The 21,437-nt window shown below is 57.5% G+C and carries 22 protein-coding genes; 7 read left to right on the top strand and 15 right to left on the bottom strand.

Annotation, left to right across the window (positions count from 1 at the left end; translation table 11 throughout):
- Positions 1-143: 143 nt before the first annotated feature.
- The 5 genes from PFY00_RS06545 to PFY00_RS06525 all read right to left on the bottom strand — a co-directional run bounded on the left by PFY00_RS06545 (position 144) and on the right by PFY00_RS06525 (position 5,238).
- On the bottom strand, positions 144-1,358 hold the full coding sequence (locus PFY00_RS06545; RefSeq protein WP_271431734.1) for an NADP-dependent isocitrate dehydrogenase: 1,215 nt from the start codon (positions 1,356-1,358) through the stop codon (positions 144-146).
- Positions 1,359-1,428: 70 nt separating this feature from the next.
- Positions 1,429-2,661: a multidrug effflux MFS transporter gene (locus PFY00_RS06540; protein WP_271431733.1), complete on the bottom strand. Its 1,233-nt coding sequence runs from the start codon at positions 2,659-2,661 to the stop codon at positions 1,429-1,431.
- Positions 2,654-3,022, bottom strand: a complete 369-nt coding sequence (locus PFY00_RS06535; RefSeq protein ID WP_271431732.1) for a potassium channel family protein — start codon at positions 3,020-3,022, stop codon at positions 2,654-2,656. The genes PFY00_RS06540 and PFY00_RS06535 overlap by 8 nt, the downstream gene beginning before the upstream one ends.
- Entirely contained in the window at positions 3,019-3,663 is a 645-nt protein-coding gene (locus tag PFY00_RS06530; RefSeq protein WP_271431731.1) for a DsbA family oxidoreductase, read from the bottom strand. The genes PFY00_RS06535 and PFY00_RS06530 overlap by 4 nt, the downstream gene beginning before the upstream one ends.
- 75 nt (positions 3,664-3,738) lie before the next feature.
- Positions 3,739-5,238 (bottom strand): class I adenylate-forming enzyme family protein, encoded by a 1,500-nt coding sequence (locus PFY00_RS06525; protein ID WP_271431730.1) that lies wholly within the window; start codon positions 5,236-5,238, stop codon positions 3,739-3,741.
- Positions 5,239-5,303: 65 nt separating this feature from the next.
- Between PFY00_RS06525 and PFY00_RS06520 the strand changes: the two genes are divergently transcribed.
- Together PFY00_RS06520 and PFY00_RS06515 are read left to right on the top strand one after the other, a co-directional pair.
- Positions 5,304-5,924, top strand: a complete 621-nt coding sequence (locus PFY00_RS06520; RefSeq protein ID WP_271431729.1) for a helix-turn-helix domain-containing protein — start codon at positions 5,304-5,306, stop codon at positions 5,922-5,924.
- Between the two features lie 104 nt (positions 5,925-6,028).
- Positions 6,029-6,913 carry an NAD-dependent epimerase/dehydratase family protein gene (locus PFY00_RS06515; protein ID WP_271431728.1) on the top strand — a complete coding sequence of 295 codons (885 nt, stop codon included), beginning with the start codon at positions 6,029-6,031 and terminating at the stop codon, positions 6,911-6,913.
- Between the two features lie 90 nt (positions 6,914-7,003).
- Here the strand turns inward: PFY00_RS06515 and PFY00_RS06510 are convergent, their stop codons facing one another.
- Positions 7,004-7,657 carry an invasion associated locus B family protein gene (locus PFY00_RS06510; protein WP_271431727.1) on the bottom strand — a complete coding sequence of 218 codons (654 nt, stop codon included), beginning with the start codon at positions 7,655-7,657 and terminating at the stop codon, positions 7,004-7,006.
- 500 nt (positions 7,658-8,157) lie between these two features.
- Here PFY00_RS06510 and PFY00_RS06505 point away from each other — a divergent pair, with 500 nt between their 5' ends.
- Positions 8,158-9,699, top strand: coding sequence for a helicase HerA-like domain-containing protein (locus PFY00_RS06505; protein ID WP_271431726.1), 1,542 nt, complete (start codon positions 8,158-8,160; stop codon positions 9,697-9,699).
- 25 nt (positions 9,700-9,724) lie between these two features.
- Positions 9,725-10,765 carry an aromatic ring-hydroxylating dioxygenase subunit alpha gene (locus PFY00_RS06500; RefSeq protein ID WP_333908196.1) on the top strand — a complete coding sequence of 347 codons (1,041 nt, stop codon included), beginning with the start codon at positions 9,725-9,727 and terminating at the stop codon, positions 10,763-10,765.
- A 19-nt stretch (positions 10,766-10,784) separates the two neighbouring features.
- Here the strand turns inward: PFY00_RS06500 and PFY00_RS06495 are convergent, their stop codons facing one another.
- On the bottom strand, positions 10,785-11,456 hold the full coding sequence (locus tag PFY00_RS06495) for an RraA family protein (protein ID WP_271431724.1): 672 nt from the start codon (positions 11,454-11,456) through the stop codon (positions 10,785-10,787).
- 110 nt (positions 11,457-11,566) lie between these two features.
- On the bottom strand, positions 11,567-13,333 hold the full coding sequence (locus tag PFY00_RS06490) for a PQQ-dependent methanol/ethanol family dehydrogenase (protein ID WP_271431723.1): 1,767 nt from the start codon (positions 13,331-13,333) through the stop codon (positions 11,567-11,569).
- Positions 13,334-13,550: 217 nt separating this feature from the next.
- On the opposite strand from PFY00_RS06490, the gene PFY00_RS06485 reads away from it, so the two are divergent.
- Complete coding sequence (locus tag PFY00_RS06485; protein WP_271431722.1) at positions 13,551-14,114, top strand: hypothetical protein; 564 nt, start codon at positions 13,551-13,553, stop codon at positions 14,112-14,114.
- A gap of 62 nt (positions 14,115-14,176) precedes the next feature.
- Here PFY00_RS06485 and PFY00_RS06480 read toward each other — a convergent pair whose 3' ends face one another.
- On the bottom strand, positions 14,177-14,593 hold the full coding sequence (locus tag PFY00_RS06480) for a c-type cytochrome (RefSeq protein WP_271431721.1): 417 nt from the start codon (positions 14,591-14,593) through the stop codon (positions 14,177-14,179).
- Between the two features lie 158 nt (positions 14,594-14,751).
- On the opposite strand from PFY00_RS06480, the gene PFY00_RS06475 reads away from it, so the two are divergent.
- Both PFY00_RS06475 and PFY00_RS06470 read left to right on the top strand, forming a co-directional pair.
- Positions 14,752-15,726, top strand: a complete 975-nt coding sequence (locus tag PFY00_RS06475; protein ID WP_408648446.1) for an ABC transporter substrate-binding protein — start codon at positions 14,752-14,754, stop codon at positions 15,724-15,726.
- Positions 15,727-15,732: 6 nt separating this feature from the next.
- Entirely contained in the window at positions 15,733-16,377 is a 645-nt protein-coding gene (locus PFY00_RS06470) for an ABC transporter ATP-binding protein (RefSeq protein WP_271431720.1), read from the top strand.
- Positions 16,378-16,380: 3 nt separating this feature from the next.
- On the opposite strand, the gene PFY00_RS06465 is transcribed toward PFY00_RS06470, so the two are convergent.
- The 6 genes from PFY00_RS06465 to PFY00_RS06440 all read right to left on the bottom strand — a co-directional run bounded on the left by PFY00_RS06465 (position 16,381) and on the right by PFY00_RS06440 (position 21,369).
- A complete protein-coding gene (locus tag PFY00_RS06465; RefSeq protein ID WP_271431719.1) occupies positions 16,381-16,926 on the bottom strand; it encodes a tetratricopeptide repeat protein in 546 nt (181 codons plus the stop codon).
- A gap of 65 nt (positions 16,927-16,991) precedes the next feature.
- Entirely contained in the window at positions 16,992-17,780 is a 789-nt protein-coding gene (locus PFY00_RS06460; RefSeq protein ID WP_271431718.1) for an ABC transporter permease, read from the bottom strand.
- Between the two features lie 73 nt (positions 17,781-17,853).
- Positions 17,854-18,567 carry an ABC transporter ATP-binding protein gene (locus tag PFY00_RS06455; protein ID WP_271431717.1) on the bottom strand — a complete coding sequence of 238 codons (714 nt, stop codon included), beginning with the start codon at positions 18,565-18,567 and terminating at the stop codon, positions 17,854-17,856.
- 42 nt (positions 18,568-18,609) lie between these two features.
- Complete coding sequence (locus tag PFY00_RS06450; protein ID WP_271431716.1) at positions 18,610-19,059, bottom strand: hypothetical protein; 450 nt, start codon at positions 19,057-19,059, stop codon at positions 18,610-18,612.
- A 57-nt stretch (positions 19,060-19,116) separates the two neighbouring features.
- Positions 19,117-20,097: a YVTN family beta-propeller repeat protein gene (locus PFY00_RS06445; RefSeq protein ID WP_271431715.1), complete on the bottom strand. Its 981-nt coding sequence runs from the start codon at positions 20,095-20,097 to the stop codon at positions 19,117-19,119.
- Between the two features lie 87 nt (positions 20,098-20,184).
- Positions 20,185-21,369 carry an ABC transporter substrate-binding protein gene (locus PFY00_RS06440; protein ID WP_271431714.1) on the bottom strand — a complete coding sequence of 395 codons (1,185 nt, stop codon included), beginning with the start codon at positions 21,367-21,369 and terminating at the stop codon, positions 20,185-20,187.
- Positions 21,370-21,437: the final 68 nt, after the last annotated feature.

Below are 21,437 nucleotides of genomic sequence, written 5' to 3'. Positions count from 1 at the left end.
CTGATTATTGGGGAAGGTTAACAATCATCCTTCTATCCGTAAACTGTTAAGCTGTTGGTATTATTGCAAAGCTTGATTGCATTGAAGTGGCGAAACAATGCGCTTGATTTGGGGCGCATTGTTTCGCGAAAACCGCTAGTTTCTTAGCCCGCCAATGCGGCGTTCAGGTTTTCGTCCAGCTTTTCAAGGAAGCCCATCGTGGTCAGCCAGCCCTGATCCGGTCCGACCAAAAGTGCGAGATCCTTAGTCATAAAGCCGGATTCGACTGTGTCGACGATGACCTTTTCGAGGGTTGAGGCAAATTCCATCAGCTTCGCGTTGTCATCCAGCTTTGCCCGGTGCTTCAGACCGCCGGTCCAAGCATAAATGGAGGCGATTGAATTGGTCGAGGTCGACTCGCCTGCCTGATGCTGACGATAGTGACGTGTCACCGTGCCATGTGCGGCCTCGGACTCAACAATCTTGCCATCAGGTGTCATCAATTGGCTGGACATCATTCCGAGCGATCCAAAACCTTGCGCAACCGTGTCAGACTGCACGTCACCGTCGTAGTTTTTGCAGGCCCAAACGAAACCGCCGTTCCACTTCATTGCACAGGCCACCATGTCATCGATCAGACGATGTTGGTATTCGATCCCTTTTTCCTCGTACTGCGCTTTGAATTCCGCTTCAAAGACCTCTTGGAAGATCTCAATGAACCGGCCGTCGTACTGCTTGAGAATGGTGTTTTTGGTCGACAGGTACACCGGCCAGCCAAGGTTCAAACCATAGTTAAACGACGCGCGGGCAAAGTCATAGATCGAGGCATCGAGGTTATACATCGACATGAAAACGCCAGCGTCTGGCGCATCAAACACATCGCGCTCGATGACGGTTCCGTCTGTGCCTTCGAACTTCATCGTTAGCTTGCCTGCGCCGGGGAATTTGAAGTCCTGCGCCTTGTATTGATCGCCAAAGGCATGACGACCAACAACGATTGGCTGGGTCCAGCCGGGCACAAGCCGGGGTACGTTCCGGCAAATAATCGGCTGGCGGAAGATCACGCCGCCCAGAATATTCCGGATGGTTCCGTTGGGGCTGCGCCACATTTTCTTGAGGCCGAATTCTTCGACCCGTGCTTCATCAGGTGTGATGGTGGCGCATTTGACAGCAACGCCCACTTCGCGGGTCCTTTCGGCGGCGTCGATAGTGATCTGGTCTTCGGTCCGATCCCGTTCCTCGATCCCGAGGTCGTAGTACAGAAGATCGATGTCGAGATAAGGCAGGATCAGCTTTTTCTTGATGAAATCCCACATGATGCGGGTCATTTCATCGCCATCCATTTCTACAATCGGGTTGTCTACCTTGATCTTGCTCATTACGCGGCCTTTCCCATCTTAAACGGCTGGGCAAAGGCATAGACCATTTGCTGCAGTTGCGAAAGCACCGCTAGAGCGTGGAGTTTTCATCCTGCAAATCGCGCATCCGCCGCATCAGGATCAGCGACAGTGCACACAGAACAAAGACACCGATTGCCAGCGGCATCGGGGTGCCGTCGAAGGCCAAGCCAATGGGCACAGCCAGAATGACCGCGATAATCGTGGCCAGCGATCCGATTACAGATGCCGCCATTCCGGCAATGTGGCCCATGGGTTCCATGGCGATTGCGTTGAGGTTGCCAATGGTCAGGCCAGCCTGAAAGAACAGCGACAACTGCCACAACATGAACAACCCGAACAGGGTGTTGCCGGACACGCCGAACAACAGCAAGGCAATCATGACCGCGCTCATGACCACTTGGGCCAGCAACATGGCAGACACCAGCCGGATCATGCCAAGCCGCATGACCAAAGCCGCATTCAGGAAAGAGGCCGAGGCGGCCAGAACCGCAATCGCACCAAACCAAAGATGGAATTCATGGGCGCGGTCGAATGTCAGATCGTAGATGGGTTGCACGGTCGAAATGGTCGCAAAGAGGCATCCGAACCCAAGCCCCTGAACCAGAATGCTGAGGCGGCAAGTCGGGTGCATCAGCATTTCCAACACGGCGGCCCGCAGGCTGCGTGCCTTAAACGGGCGGCGATGTTCAGGGCTTAGGGTTTCCGGCAAACGGATAACGGTCCAAAGGGACAAGACCACCGCAAAGACAATGAATATCCAAAAGATCAGCCGCCAGCTGGAATAGGCAACCGCCAAGGCGCCAAGCGATGGCGCAATGGCAGGGACGGTGGTGAAGACGATCATCACAAATGAAACGATCCGCGCCATACCGCGACCCGCGTACCGGTCGCGCACCAGCGCCAGCGCAACAACCCGTGGGCCGGCGGCGCCTAGCCCCTGCACCAACCGTGCGATCAGCAGGGCTTCCATGCTTTGCGCGTAGGCGCAGGCCAACGCCGAAGCAACATAGATCACTGACCCCCACAACAAGACGGATTTGCGCCCAAAGCTGTCGGATAGCGGCCCGGTCACCAAAGTGCCCAGACCCATGCCTAGGACAAAGCTGGTCACAACCAGTTGCGCGCGGTTGGGATCGTTCGGGGTCAGATCCTGTGCCATCTGAGGAAGGCCCGGCAGCATTGTATCGACCGATAGCGCAACAAGCGCAGACATCATGGCGACAAGCGCGATGAATTCCTTGCGCCCGGGTTTGCGGGGGACCGATGGGGATGGTTCACTCACGATGTCCGGGCTCCTGTGGCCCGGCGGGTGCGTCATCCTTATTGGCGGTTTCCGTGTCATCGCCCAAACGTGTCACCAGCCATTCGGTGTGTTCCTGCCGTTTGCGCATGGCGAACATGCCAAATTGCTGAATGGCGACGGCGAAAATACCCAGCCCCACAAAGATAAAGATGGTGGTGCCGATCTTGCCAGCCGCCGTCACAGGCACGAGATTGCCATATCCAACAGTCGATAGTGTGACGACGGTAAAGAAATAAGCGTCCAGCCAGCTCCAGCCCTCGGCGTATCGGAAAAAGACAGTTCCAATAGCGATGATCCCGACCGGTGTGGCCAAAAGCGTCAAGAGGGGTAGGCGTTTCATTCGGCGGGATCTGCTCCCGCGCGCAGTTCTTCGATGACCTTGACCCAAAGCTCTGGTGGCTGAGCGCCGGGAACAGCGTGCTGACCAGCGACGATAAAGGTCGGAACAGAATTGATCCCCATACCGCGTGCAGCCGCATCGCGTTCGACGATTTCACGGCGGTCCTCTTCACCCTTCATCAGGCGCATGACAACCGCCGCATCCATGGCACAGGCATCCGCGATGTCCGCCAGCACTTCGATATCGCCAATATCGCGACCTTCGACGAAGTAGGCCCGGAACAGCGCGGGTACGACTGCGGCTTGAACACCTTCAGCTTCGGACCAATGGATCAGGCGATGCGCATTGATGGTTGAGGGGGTCTTCTCGATGGCATCGAGATTGATCTCGAGCCCGGCTTTTTCGGCGTGTTCGACCACGGGCGCATAGGCTTTGACAGCACCGGCCTTGCCTCCGAATTTGGTTTCAAGATACTCGCGCCGGTCCATGCCGGTTTGGGGCATGTCCGGGTTCAGCATGAAGGGCAACCATCTGATCTGAAACGGATGATCGGGATAGTCGGCCAGTGCCTTGTCCAGATTGGCCTTGCCGATATAGCACCACGGGCAAATCGGATCGGAAAAGATATCAAGCTGAATCATAACGCGGCCTTTTATTGGATTGATACTGTCCTATCAGCCAAAGTCAGGGAAGGCGAGGCGGCGTGTGAGCACAGCCTAGGCGCCAAGCTTGCGGCGCAAAATTTTGCCGTTGGGATTGCGCGGCAGACTATCTACATGGCGGTACAGACGCGGTTGCTTGTATCGCGCCAGCCGTTTTTCGGCCTCGGAAGTAAGCCAGTCTTCGTTTAGTGGCTCGGGCCCGGTGTAGTAGGCCGCGATCACCCGGACATCCGGTTTGATTTCCACATCGGTCACGGCCACTTCTGAAATGCCCGGCACCGCCGCAAGCGCGGCTTCGACCTCGAGCGGGGACACCCGAAAGCCGCCGGCATTCATCATGTCGTCAGCGCGGCCGAGATAGGCGATTTGACCATCGGGCTCCATTTCCCCGCGGTCTCCTGTCAGAAACCAGTCGCCTGAGAATTTCTCTGCGGTTGCTGCATCCGCGCCGATGTAACCCAACATTAAACCCGGGTCGGAGCGGTGAACGGAAATCACGCCTTCGGTGCCCAGTGGAACAGGTGCGCCATCTTCGTTCAAAAGCGCAATCCGCCGTCCGCGTTGCGGCCTGCCAAGATGGCGGCCGTCCGATGGCCGTCCGGGCGCCGAGGAAATGAAGGTCGAGCACTCCGACATGCCGTAGGCTTCGTAGATCTCGGTTCCGGTGACGTCGCGCCATTGCTCGCGCAGGCTCTGCGGTAGTTTTTCACCCGCAGCCAGCCCATGGCGCAACTTTGGCAGTGCCTGCACCGGCCCCTTCAAGATTTGGCGATACACGCCCGGCGCGGCGGCAAAGACGCTGGCATCGTTTCGTGCCAGCAAAAGCGGGATCTGGCTCGGATCGGTGCCGGCTGCTGGGATCAATGCCGTGGCTCCCTTGGTCCAGGGATCCATCAGTCCGGTACCCAGCGTATAGGTCCAATTGAACGCCCCTGCGTGCAAAAGGCGGTCTTCAGGACCCAGTGCATACCAATCCTGCATCATCATTTGCCGGGCCCAAATAGCGCGGTGCGCATGGCCAACAGCCGGCGGGGTTCCTGAGGTGCCTGAGGTATAGATCACATAGGCCAGACGATCCGGATCGCCCATCTGAAAGCCGGCTGCCGGCAGTTTATGCCATGCCTGATATACCTCGGGCCCAAAGACCGGGGTGGCGCCATCCGGGCAGGCCACACCATCAGCCCGCAGGATCGCTTTGGGTTCTAGATGATCAATGATCGCGCTGACTTCGCGTTCCGTCAGTTGTGATGACGTGGGCACCGGTATGATCCCGGCGGCAATTGCGCCCAGATAAGCAATCGGGAAATCCACTGTATTGCCCAGACGCATAAGCATCAGGTCACCCGGCCTGAGCCCTGTTTCCAAAAGTCCTGTCGCTGTACCCAGAACAGCTTGGGTCAGTTTCGCGTAGGACCAACGTTGGGCGCCTGTTGGTTTGACGACAGCCAGCGCGATCTTGTCGGGCGTCTGCGTTCCGGCGGCCAGAACATGGGCCGCGAGGTTGAAAGGCGTAGGGCAGGGCGCGTAAGGCCCTTCATCGAAAACCGAAAGCATGCAAACGCGATTAGGCCTCTCGCGAGGCTCTTGCAAGCGTTAGCCGCGCCCGTTAGCAACGATGCATGACAAAAGATCCCAAATCCCTGATCCGCATTGCCCGTGAAAACGGCGAAGAAACCATTGCCGAACCGGTGGATCTGGGAACCCGCGTCCGCGAATTGCGCAAAGCGCGGGATTGGACATTGGAACAGGCCGCGAAACAGGCCGGTTTGGCCCGGTCGACCCTTTCCAAAATCGAAAACGGGCAAATGTCCCCGACCTATGATGCGCTGAAAAAGCTGGCGGTCGGGTTGGAAATTTCGGTCCCTCAGCTGTTCACGCCGCCACAGCAGGAAAAGGTCAACGGCCGCATGACTGTGACCCGTGACGGAGAGGGGCAGGACCATATAACCGCCACCTACGAACACAGCCTCTTGGCGGACAGCCTGACACGCAAACGCATGCTGCCCTATCGCGCGCGGGTAAGGGCACGGTCTATGGATGAATTCGACGGATGGGTCCGGCACGATGGCGAAGAATTTCTCTATGTGCTGACCGGGGTGGTCAAACTCTACACCGAATTTTACGAACCGATCGAAATGCGCCGGGGTGACAGCGCCTACTATGATGCCACCATGGGGCACAATGTCATTTCAATTAGCGACGATGATGCCACGATCCTTTGGGTGACGTCTCTGGGCTAGAATGGCCTGATCGCGAAACCAGCGCCTTGCTGGCCTTCCCAAAGTTGGTCCATTGTCGATAGTCCGATGAAACGCACGGCTAAAGCTTGGGATTGGATATAGCGATGAGAGTTTTCTTTACGGGCGGAAGCGGCAAGGCCGGCAAATGGGCGATCCGCCATTTGCAGGCGCAGGGCCACCATGTGGTGAATATCGATCAAACGCCATCTGGTCTGGATTGTCCCGAATTGCTCGTGGACCTGTGCGATTCCGGGCAGGTGATCGGCGCTATGTCCCAGTTTGTCGAAGGCGCGGAACTGGACGCGGGCACTGGGGTTCCGACCTATGATGCCGTTGTTCACTTTGCCGCCATTCCGCGCGTCATGATTGGCACTGATGGCGAATGCTTTCGCCAAAACACCCTGAGCACCTACAACGTCATCGAAGCTGCGGTGAAACTGGGCGTGCGAAAAGTTATCTTTGCCAGCTCAGAGACAACATACGGCATCTGCTTTGCTGACGGCACGCTTATGCCGGATTTCGTTCCGATCGATGAAACTCATCCAACGGTTCCGCACGACAGCTATGCCATGTCCAAGGTCTGCAATGAGGTGACAGCCCGGTCGTTTCAGGCAAGAACAGGCGCTGACATCTACGGATTGCGGATCAACAACGTGATTGAGCCACATGAATACGATGAAATGTTCCCGGCGTTCATAGACGATCCGTCGCTTCGCCGTCGAAATATCTTTGCCTATATCGACGCTCGCGATTTGGGGCACATGGTCGATTGTTGCCTGAACACGGACGGGCTGGGTTACGAAGTGTTCAACGTCTCGAATGACGACATGTCTGTCGACATCACGTCGGACCAAGTGATCGAACGCTTTTATAAAGGGGTAGAGGTGCGCAGCGAAATGGAGCCGAATGAAACCTTCTTTTCGAACAAGAAGGCCAGAAAAATGGTTGGCTTCACCCCCCGGCACTCGTGGCGCGATGTATTGGGCTAGGACAAATTCAGGATGTGATGACGTCCACACGACACAAAAAAGCCCCCAGCGCCAAAGCTCTGGGGGCCTTTTTGATTGATGGATGCCGGGTTACTGACGCAGGGATGAAACTGCATCAAAGGCGGCGGTAAAACCGGTCAGCGACATATCCACTGTCACCTTTTGATCCGGTGCCAGCGCGGGAACAAGCGTGACCTTGGCAACGGCACCGGCTTTGAAGCGGTTGATGTCTTCGGCAATAAAGCCAACGCGCGCGTAGCAACCAATGGCCGCGCAGAACGAATAATCATAGGTGCGCGCCTTGGATCCGTCGACGGATACAGACAGTTTAGCTGTCAGAAGGGTTTCGAGCGGAACCACGAATGTGCCGCCCGCTACCGCGCGGCCGCCGTTTTCAAGCTTGAAGATACTGGCTTCGGCAACCGATGCGCCGTTCGCATCCTTGAGCAACTGGTACATCTGGCAGACGTCTTCGCCTTGACCTTCGGGAACGCGCAGGCACTGAAGCGCCCAGTCGCCGAAAGTTTCCTTGATATAGGTCTGTGGTCCGGCGGGCGCTGCCGGGGCAGGATCAGCGGCGTCTTCTTCGTCACCCAGGTCCAGTGGGCCACCGATGTTGGTGCCGCCATCGGCCGGGGCCTCTGCCTGTTCGTCTACAGTGGCTGTGTCATCGGCCTGCTGCGCCATGGCGGGTGCAGCACCCAAAGCAGCGAGCAACGACAAGAGAATGAGCGATTTGGTCATGGACGTCCTCTGAAATCCTTTGTGTTCTAAACGACCGGTTAGCACGACAATCGTCCGGTGTCAGGGCGGAATTTCCTGACTTAGCGTCTGATTGCGCGGTTTGCTGCGCAAATCAGTTCACAGCGCTTTGAATCGTTTGATCCAGACGCCTAGTGCCAACGGCAAAATCATACACATCATGTTGTGGAAAAAGTAGAAAGGGGCCCGATGGCCCCCTTCTTTATCACTCCCTGTCGGACTGGCCGACTTTGTCATTGGCCGAACGCTACGAAAGTTGCAGGCATCGGTCAACAGGGTTTTTTCAACAAATTCTCTCTCTAGAAAAATGTATGAATCTCAGGGTGAAACATGAAAAAAGGCCGCGCCCTTGGGCACGGCCAGTCTGACAGGGAGGAAGTTTGCCCACGACTGGAGAGGACATAACGTCATGGGCAAAGTCATACTGGCATCAAGCGGTTAAGAATGTATGTTTGCCAACGGACGGTAGGGGATAGAAAACGATGACAAATGGAATTTTCGTCGGCGGTGGCGGTCAGGACTATGGGGAAAAGCAATACCTCGATCTGGGTTATGCAAACCGTCATGGCCTGATTGCGGGTGCAACAGGCACCGGTAAGACTGTCACGCTTCAGATCCTTGCCGAAGGCTTTTCTAGCGCGGGCGTTCCGGTTTTCATGGCCGACGTCAAAGGCGACTTGTCGGGGCTGGCAAAGGCCGGAAGCGAAGCACACAAGCTTCACGCGCCGTTCATGGAGCGGAATGCCAAGATTGGCTTTGACGATTTCACCTATCAGGATTTTCCCGTCACCTTTTGGGATCTTTTCGGTAAACAAGGCCATCCCATTCGGACAACACTGGCCGAGATGGGGCCATTGCTGCTGTCGAACCTGCTGGAGCTGACCGAAGCACAGGAAGGCGTATTGAACATTGCCTTCCGTCTTGCCGACGAAGACGGGCTGCCGCTGCTTGATCTGAGCGATCTGCGCGCCTTGCTGGTCTGGATGGGCGAGAATCGCACCGATTTGTCCCTGCGCTATGGCAATGTTTCCACGGCTTCGATCGGGGCGATCCAGCGTCGTTTGCTGGTGCTTGAAAATCAGGGCGGAGCCAACCTGTTCGGCGAGCCGGCCCTCGAACTGGCAGACATGATGCGGACAGACTCAAACGGGCTGGGGCAGGTCAATATTCTGGCCGCTGATACCCTGATGAGCAGCCCGCGTCTTTATGCAACGTTCCTGTTGTGGCTGCTGTCCGAGCTGTTCGAAGAACTGCCCGAGGTTGGCGATCCGGACAAACCCAAGCTGGTTTTCTTCTTTGACGAAGCGCACCTGTTGTTCGATGACGCACCTAAGGTGCTGGTCGACAAGGTTGAACAGGTCGCCCGCCTGATCCGGTCAAAAGGCGTCGGGGTCTATTTCATCACCCAGAACCCGGACGACATCCCCGAGGACATTCTGGGCCAGCTTGGCAACCGGGTGCAGCATGCGTTGCGCGCCTTTACGGCGCGAGACCGCAAAGCGCTGCGGATGGCGGCCGAGACATATCGGGAAAACCCCGACTTCGATATCGAAAGCGCAATCCGCGAAGTCGGTGTCGGCGAAGCGGTGACATCGATGCTGCAGCGTAAGGGCGTGCCGGGCATGGCGCAGCGCACCCTGATCCGTCCGCCTTCATCCCAACTGGGCCCGATTTCTGCCGCCGAACGCGGTGGTGTGATGGGCGCCTCTGATCTGTCCGGCAAATACGATGAACGGCTTGACCGTGAATCTGCCTTCGAGATGCTCAAGGAGCGCGCGGCAAAGGCCGCAGCCGAAGCCGAAGAGGCGGAACGCCGCGAAGAAGAGGCCGAGGCCGCAGAGCGCGAATACAAAGCCGCGCGCCGTTATTCCGGAACCCGGGTGTCTCGCTCGTCCTCCAAGAGCAGCCGCAAGAAAACCGGCTTTGGCGAGGCGGTCGCAGATGTGGTCATCAAGGAACTGAAGGGCACCACGGGCCGGCGTATCGTGCGCGGCATTCTGGGTGGGCTGTTCAAAGGGCGCTGATCCGCCAGCAGAAAAGGAAACTGCGATGTTCTTGCGCAATGCCTGGTACGTGGCTGGTTGGTCCAGTGAAATCGGCGATGATCTGCATCCTGTCACGGTGTTGGGTGAAGCCATCTGCCTGTTCCGGGCCGAAAACGGCGACTACATCGGTCTGGAAGATGCCTGCCCGCATCGCAAATTGCCGCTGACCAAAGGGCGGCGCAAAGGCGATACTGTGGAATGTGGTTATCACGGCCTGACATTTGACTGCGCGGGGCAATGCGTCTGGGCTCCGGGTGGTGGGCGCATTCCTTCCAGTGCCAAGGTGCGGGCCTATCCCTGCCATGAAAAATACGGGCTGGTCTGGATCTGGATGGGCAATCCGGCACTTGCGGATCCTGCCGATATTTTCGAGATCGAAAACTATGACAATCCCGGATGGGGCATCAACAGAGGCGCTGCCATGGCGCTTGACTGCAACTATTTGCTGATGTGTGACAACCTTCTGGATCCCAGCCACGTCGCATGGGTGCACGAAGGCAGCTTTGGCCAGTCCGCGACCCGCGACACACCGCTGCGCGTCACCAAAACGGACGACGGGGTGATCGTGCATCGCTGGATGATGGATGTCGAGCCAGCCCCGTTTTACAAAAAGGTCATTGGCTTTGAAGGCAATTGCGACCGCAAGCAACACTACGAAGTGCGCTATCCCGGGCATGCGATCATTCGCGCGATCTTTACCCCTGCAGGAACGGGCGGCGAAGATGGACCACTGCACGAAGACACCTTCATCATGGACAGTTTCAATTTCATGACGCCCGTCAGTGAAAGCGAAACCCGGTATTACTGGTTCCAGCTTCGCAATATCCGTCCTGACGACGAAGATCTGTCCAAACTCATGAGCGAAGACGTTCGCAAAGCCTTTGAAGAAGATCGTGCGGTTCTGAGCGAAGTTCAGAAAGGAATGAGCAGCAAAACCTCTCCGCACATCGACTTGCCGATTGATGCAGGTCCCTTGCGGTTCAGACGCCAGCTTCAGGCAATGATCAACGAAGAAGCCCAGGTCGACGCGCAGATGGCTGATTGACGTCCAGACCCGCGCGGGATCAGGTCAGATCATCCACCCAGGACGGCCACTTCAACCCGGCGGCAACCTTGGCGTCCAGCTCGGCTTCCTGAACCTTGATGGTTTCAAGCCGTTCTATAACTTCGTCGATGCGCGCAAAGGCCACCACAACGACCCCATCCCGATCCGCCACGATCATATCGCCGGTTTCGATCTGTTGCCCCGCGACCTGCACCGCATAGCCCACACGCCCGGGACCGGACATATAGGGTGAGGCGGGTGTGATCCCTGCACACCAGACCGGCAAACCAGCCGCAAGAATACCGTCAAAGTCGCGCACGGGTCCGTCTGTGACAAAGCCGGCGGCCCCGCAGTTGCGCAGCATGCCGCACAGGCGATCGCCGCCCGCGGCGCAGCCGAGATGGCCACTGAAACCACCAATCACGACGTCACCTTCCTGAACAAGGGGCAGGGCGGCAAAGGTAGCCAAGACATCAGCCGGACCGTTGTCCGCTGTCAGCGCGGGTCCTGCGACATGCGCTGGAAGAACGCCGGACGTGTCCAATTGGGCGACCTGTTGCTCCAAAGCACCGCCACCGCCCAGTGCATCGGCAACAAATCCGGTTGGGACCGATTGAAACGCGGCGATCTGCTCAGCGCTCGGACGGCTGCGCGTCGGGTTCACGCTGAGTGTGGCGGGAAGTTCGATCATGGTCAGGCCTTGTTTTGGTTGTCCTGACAGGCTGGCCCATCAGGGTTCCGTGCGCAAACAAAAACGCCCGGAGACAGGCTCCGGGCGTTAGATAGTTTAGTCGTTCAGGATCAGTTGGCCGAGGCCAGTTCCTTTGGCAGACGGAATGTCCACAGCAGGCCACCTTGGTTCAGGTAGTTGACCTTCTTGGCCACTTCACCACCCCAAAGCGGAACCGCACCGCCCCAGCCGGAGATGACCGATACAAACTGTTCGCCATCCTGTTCCCAGGTGATCGGCTGACCCACGATGCCAGAGCCGGTCTGGAAGGACCAAAGCTTTTCACCGGTTTCATCGTCCAGCGCGACAAACTCACCTTCCGGTGTGCCGTAGAACACCAGACCACCGGCGGTCGCCATGACGCCACCCCAGAGAGGCGCATCGTTCTTGGCTTCCCAAACCACTTCGAGCGAGTCCGGATCAATCGCTTTGAGCGATCCAATGTGGTCTTCGTAGTTCGGCTTGATCGTGAAGCCGGAACCAAGGTAGGCCGCACCCTTCTTGTAGGTCACAGGCTCGTTCCAGATATCCATGCCCCATTCGTTCGAAGGCACATAGAAGTTGCCGGTCTTCTGGCTGAAGGCCATCGGCATCCAGTTCTTACCACCAAGGAACGACGGGCTGGCAAAGACGACTTCGCCCTTCTTGCCGTCGGCCGCATCGGCAGGATTGCCCGGACGGTTGTCTTCGACAAAGATCGGACGTCCGGTGTCATCGATACCTTCGGCCCAGGAGATGTCCTTGACGAAAGGTGTCGCACCGACAAAGCCGCCATCAGCCGCGTCGAGAACATAGAAGAAACCGTTCCGGTCAGCTGTGGCCAGACGCTGGTTACCGTCGCGGTCATCATAGGCAACCACTTCGTTCACGCCATCGTAGTCCCAGCCTTCGCGTGGAGTGGTCTGATAGTGCCACTTGATCTCGCCAGTTGCCGGATCGATACCAATCCGCGAGGCCGCATAAAGGTTGTCACCCTTGTTGCCTTCGGTGGGCGTGCCGGCATTGCGCAGGTGGCTGTTCCATGGAGCAGGGTTGCCGGTTCCGAAAATGATCGTGTCGGTCCGTGCGTCATAAGATCCGCCAAGCCATGTCGCACCGCCGCCGGTCTTCCACATGTCACCGGGCCATGTCGCATTCAGCGTGCCGGTCATGGTGCTTTCTTCGCCATTCAGCATGCCCATGTGGCCTTCGATCACCGGACGGTTCCAGACCAGATCACCGGTGTTCACATCCCGCGCCTGAACGGCACCAACGATACCAAATTCACCGCCAGAATTACCGGTAATGACCAATCCGTTCACGATCATCGGCGCAGCGGTGTAGGAATAGCCGGCCTTGTAGTCGTCGATCTTGTCGCGCCAGACCACGTCACCTGTGTCCTTGTTCAGCGCAACGATCCGGGCATCCAAGGTGCCAAAGATGATCTTATCGCCGTAGATCGCCGCACCGCGGTTGATCACGTCACAGCAGGGCAGAATGCCTTCAGGAAGGCGGGCATCATACTGCCAGATTTCCTTGCCGGTTTCGATGTCGATGGCATAGAGGCGCGAATACGAGCCGGTGATATACATCACGCCGTCATAAACGATCGGCTGCGTTTCCTGGCCGCGCTGCTTTTCACCACCGAGGCTGAAGGCCCAGGCTGGAACGAGGTTCTTGACGTTGTCCTTGTTCAGCGTCTCCAGCGGCGAATAGCGCTGCAGATGGCGACCCATGCCGTTGGTAACAACCTGATTGGTCATCATCTGGTCGTTGGCGATCATCTCTTCGGTCACCTCGGCCTGCGCACCCGTGGTGGCAATCAGGCCAAAGATGGCTGCGGCGACGAATCTGTTCATATCATTCCTCCCATGAACATGGCTTCGTTGTGGGGACGACTTGTGGCGATGCAATGCACTGCGCACAAAACGGCCGTATGTTCGCCGATCAGTATAAACAAAGGCCATTTTCGCGGAACGCGGCTTAGGTCGTACGACCCTTGCAGACTTGACAGAAGCGTGATTCGCCAACCCAACCTGATAGAATCATAGTGTCAAAAGTGAGAGGTGAGGGGCCATGAGATCAGGTTTGCGCGCATCAGGTCTGGCAGCGGTGACCGGCGTTACGATGGCATTGGGCGGGGCGGCTGGCGCATTGGAAACCGGGTCTTACGGGGTCTGGTTGCAAACCGCTCAGGGCAACGAAAAGATCCGGATTGCCGATTTGGCTATGGCTGAGGATGGCCTGTATTCAGTCGATATGGACCATAGTCAATTTTCAGAACACTTTTTGTCGATGCGACCGTTCCGGTGTCTGGATGGCCCTGAAAAACTATGGTGCCACGTTCCTTATCCCTATGCCATCAATCGCAATATTTCCAATGACTTGATCGATATCGAATACGACTTTCTGTTCATCTGGAAAAAGGCGGGCAGCTACGGGATCGATTTGTGGAACGGCGTCTACTATGTGGTAGAAGCAGACGGCCCATCTCTGGTGGGTGTGATGCATGAAATGGACATGAACAGCCTCTCTGTTCCGCCCGAAGATGGCGTGCTTCGTCCGGTCAACCGATCGCTTCTGGATCCGGCTGAGCCACAGAACCATTGGTTGCCGACGCTCTTGGTTTTGCCCGAATAGACACGAACGCACGCAAGTCGTCTGGCCGTCATGCGTTGCGATAACAGCCAGACGACCGGCGCCTAGTCACTGGCGGCGGTATTGTCCTGCGGACTGATCGCAGCAAGGTAGGACAGAATGAAATCCTGCACGGTTCTGTCCTTTATGCCGACATGGCGCATTTTGGTTCCCGGCATGAACCCTGCGTTGTCTTCCATCCAAGCTCTGAGTGCAGCTGGCGTCCAAACGATGCCAGACGCTTCAAGAGCGATGGAATAGTCGTAGTCCTCAAAGGTCCCGGCACCACGGTACAGAACGTTCTCAAGCGGTGGCCCGTATGAGGCATCGTCGGCATTGTCTGCATGACATAGTCTACATTCAGCATCAAAAAGCGATTTTCCAGCTGCGATTTTGACATCCTGATAGGTGTCTGAGGACGCGGGCATGCCAATGGTGGCAACCAGAGCGGCGCACAAGGGCAGGGCGAATTGAGGGCGCATGGTTCTCTCCTTTGCTTGAACCTGCGCCGATTTTAGAAACCGGCTTTTCCAGCGTTCATGATCCAAATCAAGCTTTCGCCATCGGCGGCATGTCCATTGGTCGTATATCGGCATGTTTTCCTGCTGGTACTCTTTGAGCCAGCTAATGGGAGGAACTCATGACGTTTATGAACACACTGCGCGCAGGCGCAGCCGCATTGATTGCGACAGCCACCGCGGTTTGTGCCGAAACACCTGTTCTACGGGCTGCTGTACTTCAGTATGGGACCGTGAACTGGGAACTGGACACGATCAAACACCACGCCTTTGACGAAGCCAACGGGTTCTCGCTTGAAGTGCAGGGCATGGCCGGTGGCGCTGCTGCCAAGGTCGCCTTTCAGGGCGGTGAGGCTGACGTGATCGTGTCGGATTGGCTATGGGTTGCGCGTCAGCGGGCAGCAGGTAAAGACTATGTCTTCATCCCATACAGCCGCGCCGTGGGCGCCGTGATGGTACCAGCAGGAAGCCCCGCGCAATCGCTTGCGGATCTGCAGGGCGGAAAGATCGGTATTGCTGGCGGGCCTTTGGACAAGAGCTGGTTGATCTTGCAGGCTTATGCGCAGCAGGAATTCGATCTCGATCTGGTCGCGCAAACGGAACAGGTGTTTGGCGCACCGCCGCTGATCTTCAAAACTGCGCTTCAGGGTGAACTCGATGGTGCAATCAATTTCTGGCACTTCCTTGCCAAGATGGAAGCCTCGGGCATGCGTCCTTTGGTGACCGTTGAAACCGCTGCCGAAGCTTTGGGCTTGGACACGCAAACGCCGTTGCTGGGCTATGTCATGCGCGGCGACATGTTGCGTGACAATCCTGAACTGGTGAACGGCATGGCCGGAGCATCCCGCGCGGCCAAGGACCTGCTGGGTACGGATGATGCGGAATGGGATCGCCTGCGTCCACGTATGAAGGCCAAGACCGACGCACAGTTTGACGCTCTCGTCGCGGGCTTTCGCGCGGGTATCCCGGCGCCGGGTCCGGTGAACGAAGACGCAGCTGCCAAGATGCTCAAGCTTATGGCCGATCTTGGGGGCGAAGAACTGGTGGGTACCGCCACGGAACTGCCATCCGGTGTTTTTGTCCAGCCCGGCAGCTGAGCGGATATGACCAGGCTGCGTCTCGTGCAGGATGACCAACAGGCAGGCGCGCGCAAACCAGTTGCGCGCCTGTCACTTGACGGACTTGAGCTGGCGGGGCGCGCAATTTTGGGGCCCGTGCAGCTTGATTTGTTCAGTGGTGAGACGGTGGCATTGACCGGACCATCCGGGATCGGAAAAACCAGCCTGTTACGGGTTCTGGCAGGATTGGAAACGCGGCAACGCGGGTCGGTCGAGCGCCCGAAAAACGTCGCCGTGGTGTTTCAGGAACCAACACTGTTACCATGGCGGAATTTGCAGGAAAATCTCTGCCTGACCCTCCACATTTCGCCTGAGGCCGCGGAGCAAGCACTGGCCAGCGTCGGCCTGGCAGGGCGTGGCGGTGATTTCCCCGGTCAGCTGAGCCTTGGACAACAACGGCGATTGGCCTTGGCCCGTGCCTTTGCCGGATCTCCGGATCTGCTGCTTCTGGACGAGCCATTTGTGTCGTTGGATGCGGCCCTTGCCGATGAAATGATGACACTTTTCGAAACTTTGCGGTCGGGAAGTTCTGTCACGACCCTATTGGTGACCCATGCGGAAAGCGAAGCAAAACGGCTCGCGTCGCGTATCGTCCACCTGTCCGGTAGCCCGGCAACGCTGGATCCATAAGGCTCAAAAGGAGGGTGCGTAGCGCCAGTTGTCCGCGTCAGGCGTGACTTCGTCCAGATCGTAGTCCGCCCGCTGCAAACGTTTGGCCACACTCAGACCATCCGCAGCGGCCTGATCCACGAACATGCGCCCGAGGGTTTCATCCCGGGCAATCCCGTGACCGCGCATCAGGTTGATCCCATGGTTGAATTTGCCAACCGGATCGCCCATTTCCGCAGCGCGCCTGTCCCATTCGGCCGATGCGTCGGGATTGTATTCGCCGCCAAAGCCGTTGTTTTCCATATAGGACATCCACGTCATGGTGCCAGTGTATCCGGCTTCGGCACAGGCTTCGAAAATCTTGCGGGCGGTTTCATGATCGCCTGACTTTGTCATGAGATATCCCGAGGCACAGAGCGCCATGTCAGTTTCGCCGCGTTCAATTTTGGCGATGTTGTTGCCCCATGTCATTTCCTCGGGGTTCAGCGTGCCGAGATCCTCTTCGCGTTCCTCTGCGCTCGGCGCACTGGCGAAAAGAACTGTCGCAATCAAACTCAGACGTATCAGCATGGATGGCCTCCTGCGCCGACCTTAGCAGAGACGGGCAAAGCTTTCACGTCTGCAATGGTCGTAGATCACCTCTTGCGCCGCACCATCCCGCGTGCGGGATCATATCCCCAGATGGCCAACGCCATGAACACAAAGGCCGCAATGCCGGTCCAAAGCAACGCGGAAGGACTTAATTCACCATGCAGAGCAAAGCGGATCAGCTCAACAGCATGGGTAAACGGATTGGCCGCGCAGATGTCATGCAACAGCTCTGAGGACTCGGCCATTTTCCAAAGAGGATAGAGCGCGGAGCTGAGGAAAAACATTGGAAAGATCACGAAGTTCATGACGCCGGCAAAGTTTTCAAGCTGTTTGATAAAGCTGGACAGCGCCAGACCAAGAGCCCCCAGCATCAAGCCTGCAAGAACCAAGGCCGGCAGAACAGTCAGATAGCCGATGGCAGGCGCAGTGATGTCAAAGGCCCAGGCGATGGCCAAAAAGGCATAGCACTGCAGAACCCCGATAAAGGTCGCGCCGCAAAGCTTTGAAAACAATAGAAACCAGCGGGGCAGTGGTGCCGTCAAAAGCAACCGCATGGATCCCATTTCCCGGTCGTAAACCAACGATAATGAAGACTGCATGCCATTGAACAACAAGATCATGCCGCAGAGCCCCGGGACAATGTATGTCTCGTAGGTGATGTAGGTTTGGTAGGGCGGCGTGATCGACAGGCCCAAAGCGGCGCGAAAACCGGCGGCAAAGACCAACAGCCAGACCAATGGCCTGACAAGGGCCGCAATGAACCGTTCGCGTTGATGCACAAAGCGCAAAGCTTCCCGGATGACGATCGCGCGAAAGGCTGGCAAATAGGTCATGGGCACAACCACATTCCGCTCACCGAACGATAGAAATAATACTCTGATTTTTCAATGCGGTACGTTGGCTTCCTCATGCAGCCACTCCCGTTTCCGCAAGAAACCAGTCTTGCAACGCTTGACCGCCGACCAGATCTCCAGTCACGCCACGCGCGCGTATCCGGCCCTGGTGCAGCAGCACTAGGTCGTCTTGCATCTGCACTTCGTCGGTCAAATGAGTTGCCCAAAGAACGCTGATACCGCCTAAGGCCAATTCGTGTACATGCGCCACCAGAGATTGACGTGCGGCGGCGTCCAATCCGACGGTTGGTTCGTCCAAAAGCAACACCTTTGGATGATGCAAAAGGGCGCGTGCGATTTCAGTGCGCCTGCGATGACCGCCATTCAGGCCGCGCGCCTTTTCCCCTGCGCGCTGACGCATATCCAACTGGTCCAGCGCCGCGTCGATCCGGGTTTCGGCGGTCTTTCCGGACAAACCTTGAAGGGCCGCGAAATACCGTAGGTTCTGACGCACACTCAAATCCAGATCGAGCGTGGGTTGCTGAAACACCACCCCCATAGCGGCAAGAGCAGCCCGCGGTGCCTTCTGCAGGTCGTGTCCCGCAATTTCGATGCGTCCGTCCGCACTTGAAAACAGCTGGGTCAACAGCCCAAACAGAGTGGATTTTCCCGCACCGTTTGGCCCGAGCAAGGCGCAGAAACGCCCGGCCGCCACGTCAAACGAGACTGCGTCCAGCGCCGGTTTTGCACCATATGAGAAACTCAGATCAGAAACAGACAGGCTCATGATGGCAGAGTAAGCCGGTCAGTACGGGTTGCGCCAGCCCGGCTATTCAATTGTAATTTCCAGCCGCTGGGTTTCACCGGTCGAGCCGGGCACCTTGAGATAGTAAGAGCCCGGTTTGATCGCGACGAATCCGATCTCCATTTCGCCCGCCTCGTCGAATTCGACTGAATCGAGGCCGAGGGGCCGAATTTCCAATCCTTCGACGACGATTTCATCTACCCAGATGGCCCGGAAAAACTCTGGCCCGACCAAGGCCAGTTCCTGACTGCCATCGCCTTGTATTTCAAATTCATAGTAGGTACCGGATTTCAAAACCCACGGTGCTGATGTCAGCGGCATGCCAGCCGACAGCTGAATGGGTTCGAGATCTTCTTTGTTCTTGGCCGACAAAATCCCGGCCAGCCCAAAGCGGTTGTCATCGTCGTCATCATCGGCCTGCACGGACAGGGGCAGGGCGCAGACCAAAAGAGCGGTCAATATCGGTTTGATCATGTGGAAAGTTCCTTGTTCAGACGAAGGGTGGGAATAGCGGCCTAAGGGTCCAAGCGGTCAGTTTGTTGGCCTGAATGCAGCGCCCCAAGGAAACCGGCCCACCTTGATGGACTTGAGCGCCTTGCGCGACGCAACGTCGATGACGGTTACATCTCCTGAGACGCCATTGGTCGTGAACAGCAAGGACCGGTCCGCGTTGAAATCCATGTGCCAGACCCGGCGCCCCACGAGGATGTAGTCTTCGACTTCGTAGGTTTCTGCATTCACCACGGCCACGTGGTTGGATGGGCCAAGCGCGACAAAGGCATGAGTATCCCCTTGGGTGAATTCAAAGCCCACGGGTTGAACACGGTCGGGATGCATGTTGGCAACTTCGAAGCTGATCTTGGTCTTTTCGGCCTGCGTGGCCACATCGAAGACCGAGATCGTACCGCCGATTTCGGCGCTAACCCAAAGCTCTGACCCGCCTTTGACAAATTCGGCGTGGCGCGGACGGCTGTCGACCAATGTGTTGGCGAACAATTCTTGCGTTTCCGTATCGATCCAATGGGCCATATTGGTTGTTTCGGAAGTGGTGATGGCAATCTTGCCATCGGGTGACACGGCCATGCCTTCGGGCTCGATCCCAACATCAATCTGGGCGACAACCGTGCGCGACACTGTATCGACCACCGTGGTGATCGCATCATCTTCATTGGCGATGTAGAGATGCCGGTCATCTGGATGCAGAACAAACTGTTCGGGGTCTTCGCCTGATGGCAAATCGTGAAGGATCTCACCGGTTGCCGGGTCCATGACCTGCACGGCGTCACTGTCCGAGGCGCAAATGTAGACGACGGAAAAATCCTTGGAAAATGTGATGCCGCGTGGGCGTTCGCCTGTGGGAATCGTTCGGGTCACTTCCATGGTTTCGATGTCGATCACCGAAATCGTGTCGTCTTTTTCATTGGTGACCCATATTTCGTCAGATAGCGCGGGGGTGGCGGCGCCAAGCAGACACAGGCTGGAAAGGCAGGCGAGAAGAGGCGTTGGTTTCAAATCGTCAGTCCTTTTGATACAGGAACCGGGGGCGCTGCCCCCGGACCCCCGGGATATTTTTGGCACAAAGAAGCAGCAAGGGGCGGTTCATTGTTTGAACGCCGCACAGCGGCTTTCCGGGGCGTCCAGACCAAGTGTGTCAAGTTCGGTTCGCTGGTGCAGGAAGCCTTCGAGCGGAGCCTGCGCCACCAGAGCACCGCGGTGGGTCAGGGCGATCGGTTGGCGCATCTGGCCATTCCAGTCGCGAAAGGTCAGGGGGCGTCCCTTGAAACCGGCCAGTTCGAAATCGGGGCCAAGCATATAGCTTCGCAATGTCTGAGCGTCGGCGGCCTTCGTGCGTGTCACCGCTTCACCGATTGCGCGCATGGCGGCCCAGACGGCATAGTCCCGCCCTTGCATGTCGCGCCCGGCCAGTTCGGTGAAGCGCGACTGCAGTTGCGCGGCGCCCCATTGTTCGACCACCCGATCCCAGACCTGCGGTGTCAGCCCTTCGGCTCCGGCGACGGGGCGGGGGCGCCACGTGTTGAACGGAATGTAGCGGGCAAAGTCGTTGGCAGCATCGGCGACCAGCAGCAGATCGTAATCACCCAGTTCTTGCGTGAACAGTGGCACTTCCTGTGAAGCGTTGCGGCGCATATCCGCGTCAAACGCCCAGGTCTTGCGCGCGCCGATCTTGAGCCCGAATTTGGTAGCAGACCGTTCCAAGGCCGCGGCCTGTTCAGCGTCACCGGGGCCTTCACCGGTGATCAGGGCCAGGTCGGTCCAGCGGCGTTTGACCGCAAATTGCATCAGGGCGTCCGACAACATGTATTCCGAAGGCAAGGTGTGCAGCATATTTGCGCTGCAGGCCTCATCGCGCAGAGCGGGATCTGAAGCACCTGCGTTGAACAGTAGCGCAGTTGTGCCGGCCACGCGTGACGCCGCTTCGCGCACCTGGGCAGCAGGCGCGTCGAGGATAACCAGATCAGTCTGAGCCAAAGCCGCATCAAGCGCGCTGGCGAAATCACCGCCGGGTTCGACCTGTGTGATCTCGAGAGTCCAGTTTTGGCCAAGAAAGCGGCCGGTGGTCATGTTGTCTGTCAAAGCCAGTTCAGCGCCGCGAAGGCCGAGGTCCTCGGGGATGGGATCGAGATTCGACAGAACGGGCGGCGGCGGCACTTTTTGCTGCACGAATTGAACGGTTACATCAGCGGCCTGCACATCGGTCGGTGCGGAGGAAAGCGCGGCACAAAAAGTGGCGGCCAGACAAATGGCCATGGATCGCCAAGACATGTTACTGCATCCTCCCTTATGGCTGACGCTAAAGGTGCTACCTGGCATCTCAATACGACCATGGTGCA

Origin of the sequence: Thalassococcus lentus, from assembly GCF_028023555.1 — a bacterium.
GTDB classification, from domain to species: domain Bacteria; phylum Pseudomonadota; class Alphaproteobacteria; order Rhodobacterales; family Rhodobacteraceae; genus Thalassococcus_A; species Thalassococcus_A lentus.
Note: the sequence above shows the minus strand (reverse complement) of the source record. Positions and strands in the feature narration are given on the sequence as shown.

Coding starts and splice junctions, on each gene's coding strand:
- PFY00_RS06510 (WP_271431727.1), bottom strand. CDS start 7,657: ATGACCAAATCGCTCATTCTCTTGTCGTTGCTCGCTGCTTTGGGTGCT.
- PFY00_RS06455 (WP_271431717.1), bottom strand. CDS start 18,567: ATGAGCCTGTCTGTTTCTGATCTGAGTTTCTCATATGGTGCAAAACCG.
- PFY00_RS06530 (WP_271431731.1), bottom strand. CDS start 3,663: ATGATTCAGCTTGATATCTTTTCCGATCCGATTTGCCCGTGGTGCTAT.
- PFY00_RS06535 (WP_271431732.1), bottom strand. CDS start 3,022: ATGAAACGCCTACCCCTCTTGACGCTTTTGGCCACACCGGTCGGGATC.
- PFY00_RS06520 (WP_271431729.1), top strand. CDS start 5,304: ATGACAAAAGATCCCAAATCCCTGATCCGCATTGCCCGTGAAAACGGC.
- PFY00_RS06450 (WP_271431716.1), bottom strand. CDS start 19,059: ATGATCAAACCGATATTGACCGCTCTTTTGGTCTGCGCCCTGCCCCTG.
- PFY00_RS06500 (WP_333908196.1), top strand. CDS start 9,725: ATGTTCTTGCGCAATGCCTGGTACGTGGCTGGTTGGTCCAGTGAAATC.
- PFY00_RS06475 (WP_408648446.1), top strand. CDS start 14,752: ATGACGTTTATGAACACACTGCGCGCAGGCGCAGCCGCATTGATTGCG.
- PFY00_RS06545 (WP_271431734.1), bottom strand. CDS start 1,358: ATGAGCAAGATCAAGGTAGACAACCCGATTGTAGAAATGGATGGCGAT.
- PFY00_RS06515 (WP_271431728.1), top strand. CDS start 6,029: ATGAGAGTTTTCTTTACGGGCGGAAGCGGCAAGGCCGGCAAATGGGCG.
- PFY00_RS06465 (WP_271431719.1), bottom strand. CDS start 16,926: ATGCTGATACGTCTGAGTTTGATTGCGACAGTTCTTTTCGCCAGTGCG.
- PFY00_RS06440 (WP_271431714.1), bottom strand. CDS start 21,369: ATGTCTTGGCGATCCATGGCCATTTGTCTGGCCGCCACTTTTTGTGCC.
- PFY00_RS06480 (WP_271431721.1), bottom strand. CDS start 14,593: ATGCGCCCTCAATTCGCCCTGCCCTTGTGCGCCGCTCTGGTTGCCACC.
- PFY00_RS06495 (WP_271431724.1), bottom strand. CDS start 11,456: ATGATCGAACTTCCCGCCACACTCAGCGTGAACCCGACGCGCAGCCGT.
- PFY00_RS06460 (WP_271431718.1), bottom strand. CDS start 17,780: ATGACCTATTTGCCAGCCTTTCGCGCGATCGTCATCCGGGAAGCTTTG.
- PFY00_RS06470 (WP_271431720.1), top strand. CDS start 15,733: ATGACCAGGCTGCGTCTCGTGCAGGATGACCAACAGGCAGGCGCGCGC.
- PFY00_RS06505 (WP_271431726.1), top strand. CDS start 8,158: ATGACAAATGGAATTTTCGTCGGCGGTGGCGGTCAGGACTATGGGGAA.
- PFY00_RS06490 (WP_271431723.1), bottom strand. CDS start 13,333: ATGAACAGATTCGTCGCCGCAGCCATCTTTGGCCTGATTGCCACCACG.
- PFY00_RS06525 (WP_271431730.1), bottom strand. CDS start 5,238: ATGCTTTCGGTTTTCGATGAAGGGCCTTACGCGCCCTGCCCTACGCCT.
- PFY00_RS06485 (WP_271431722.1), top strand. CDS start 13,551: ATGAGATCAGGTTTGCGCGCATCAGGTCTGGCAGCGGTGACCGGCGTT.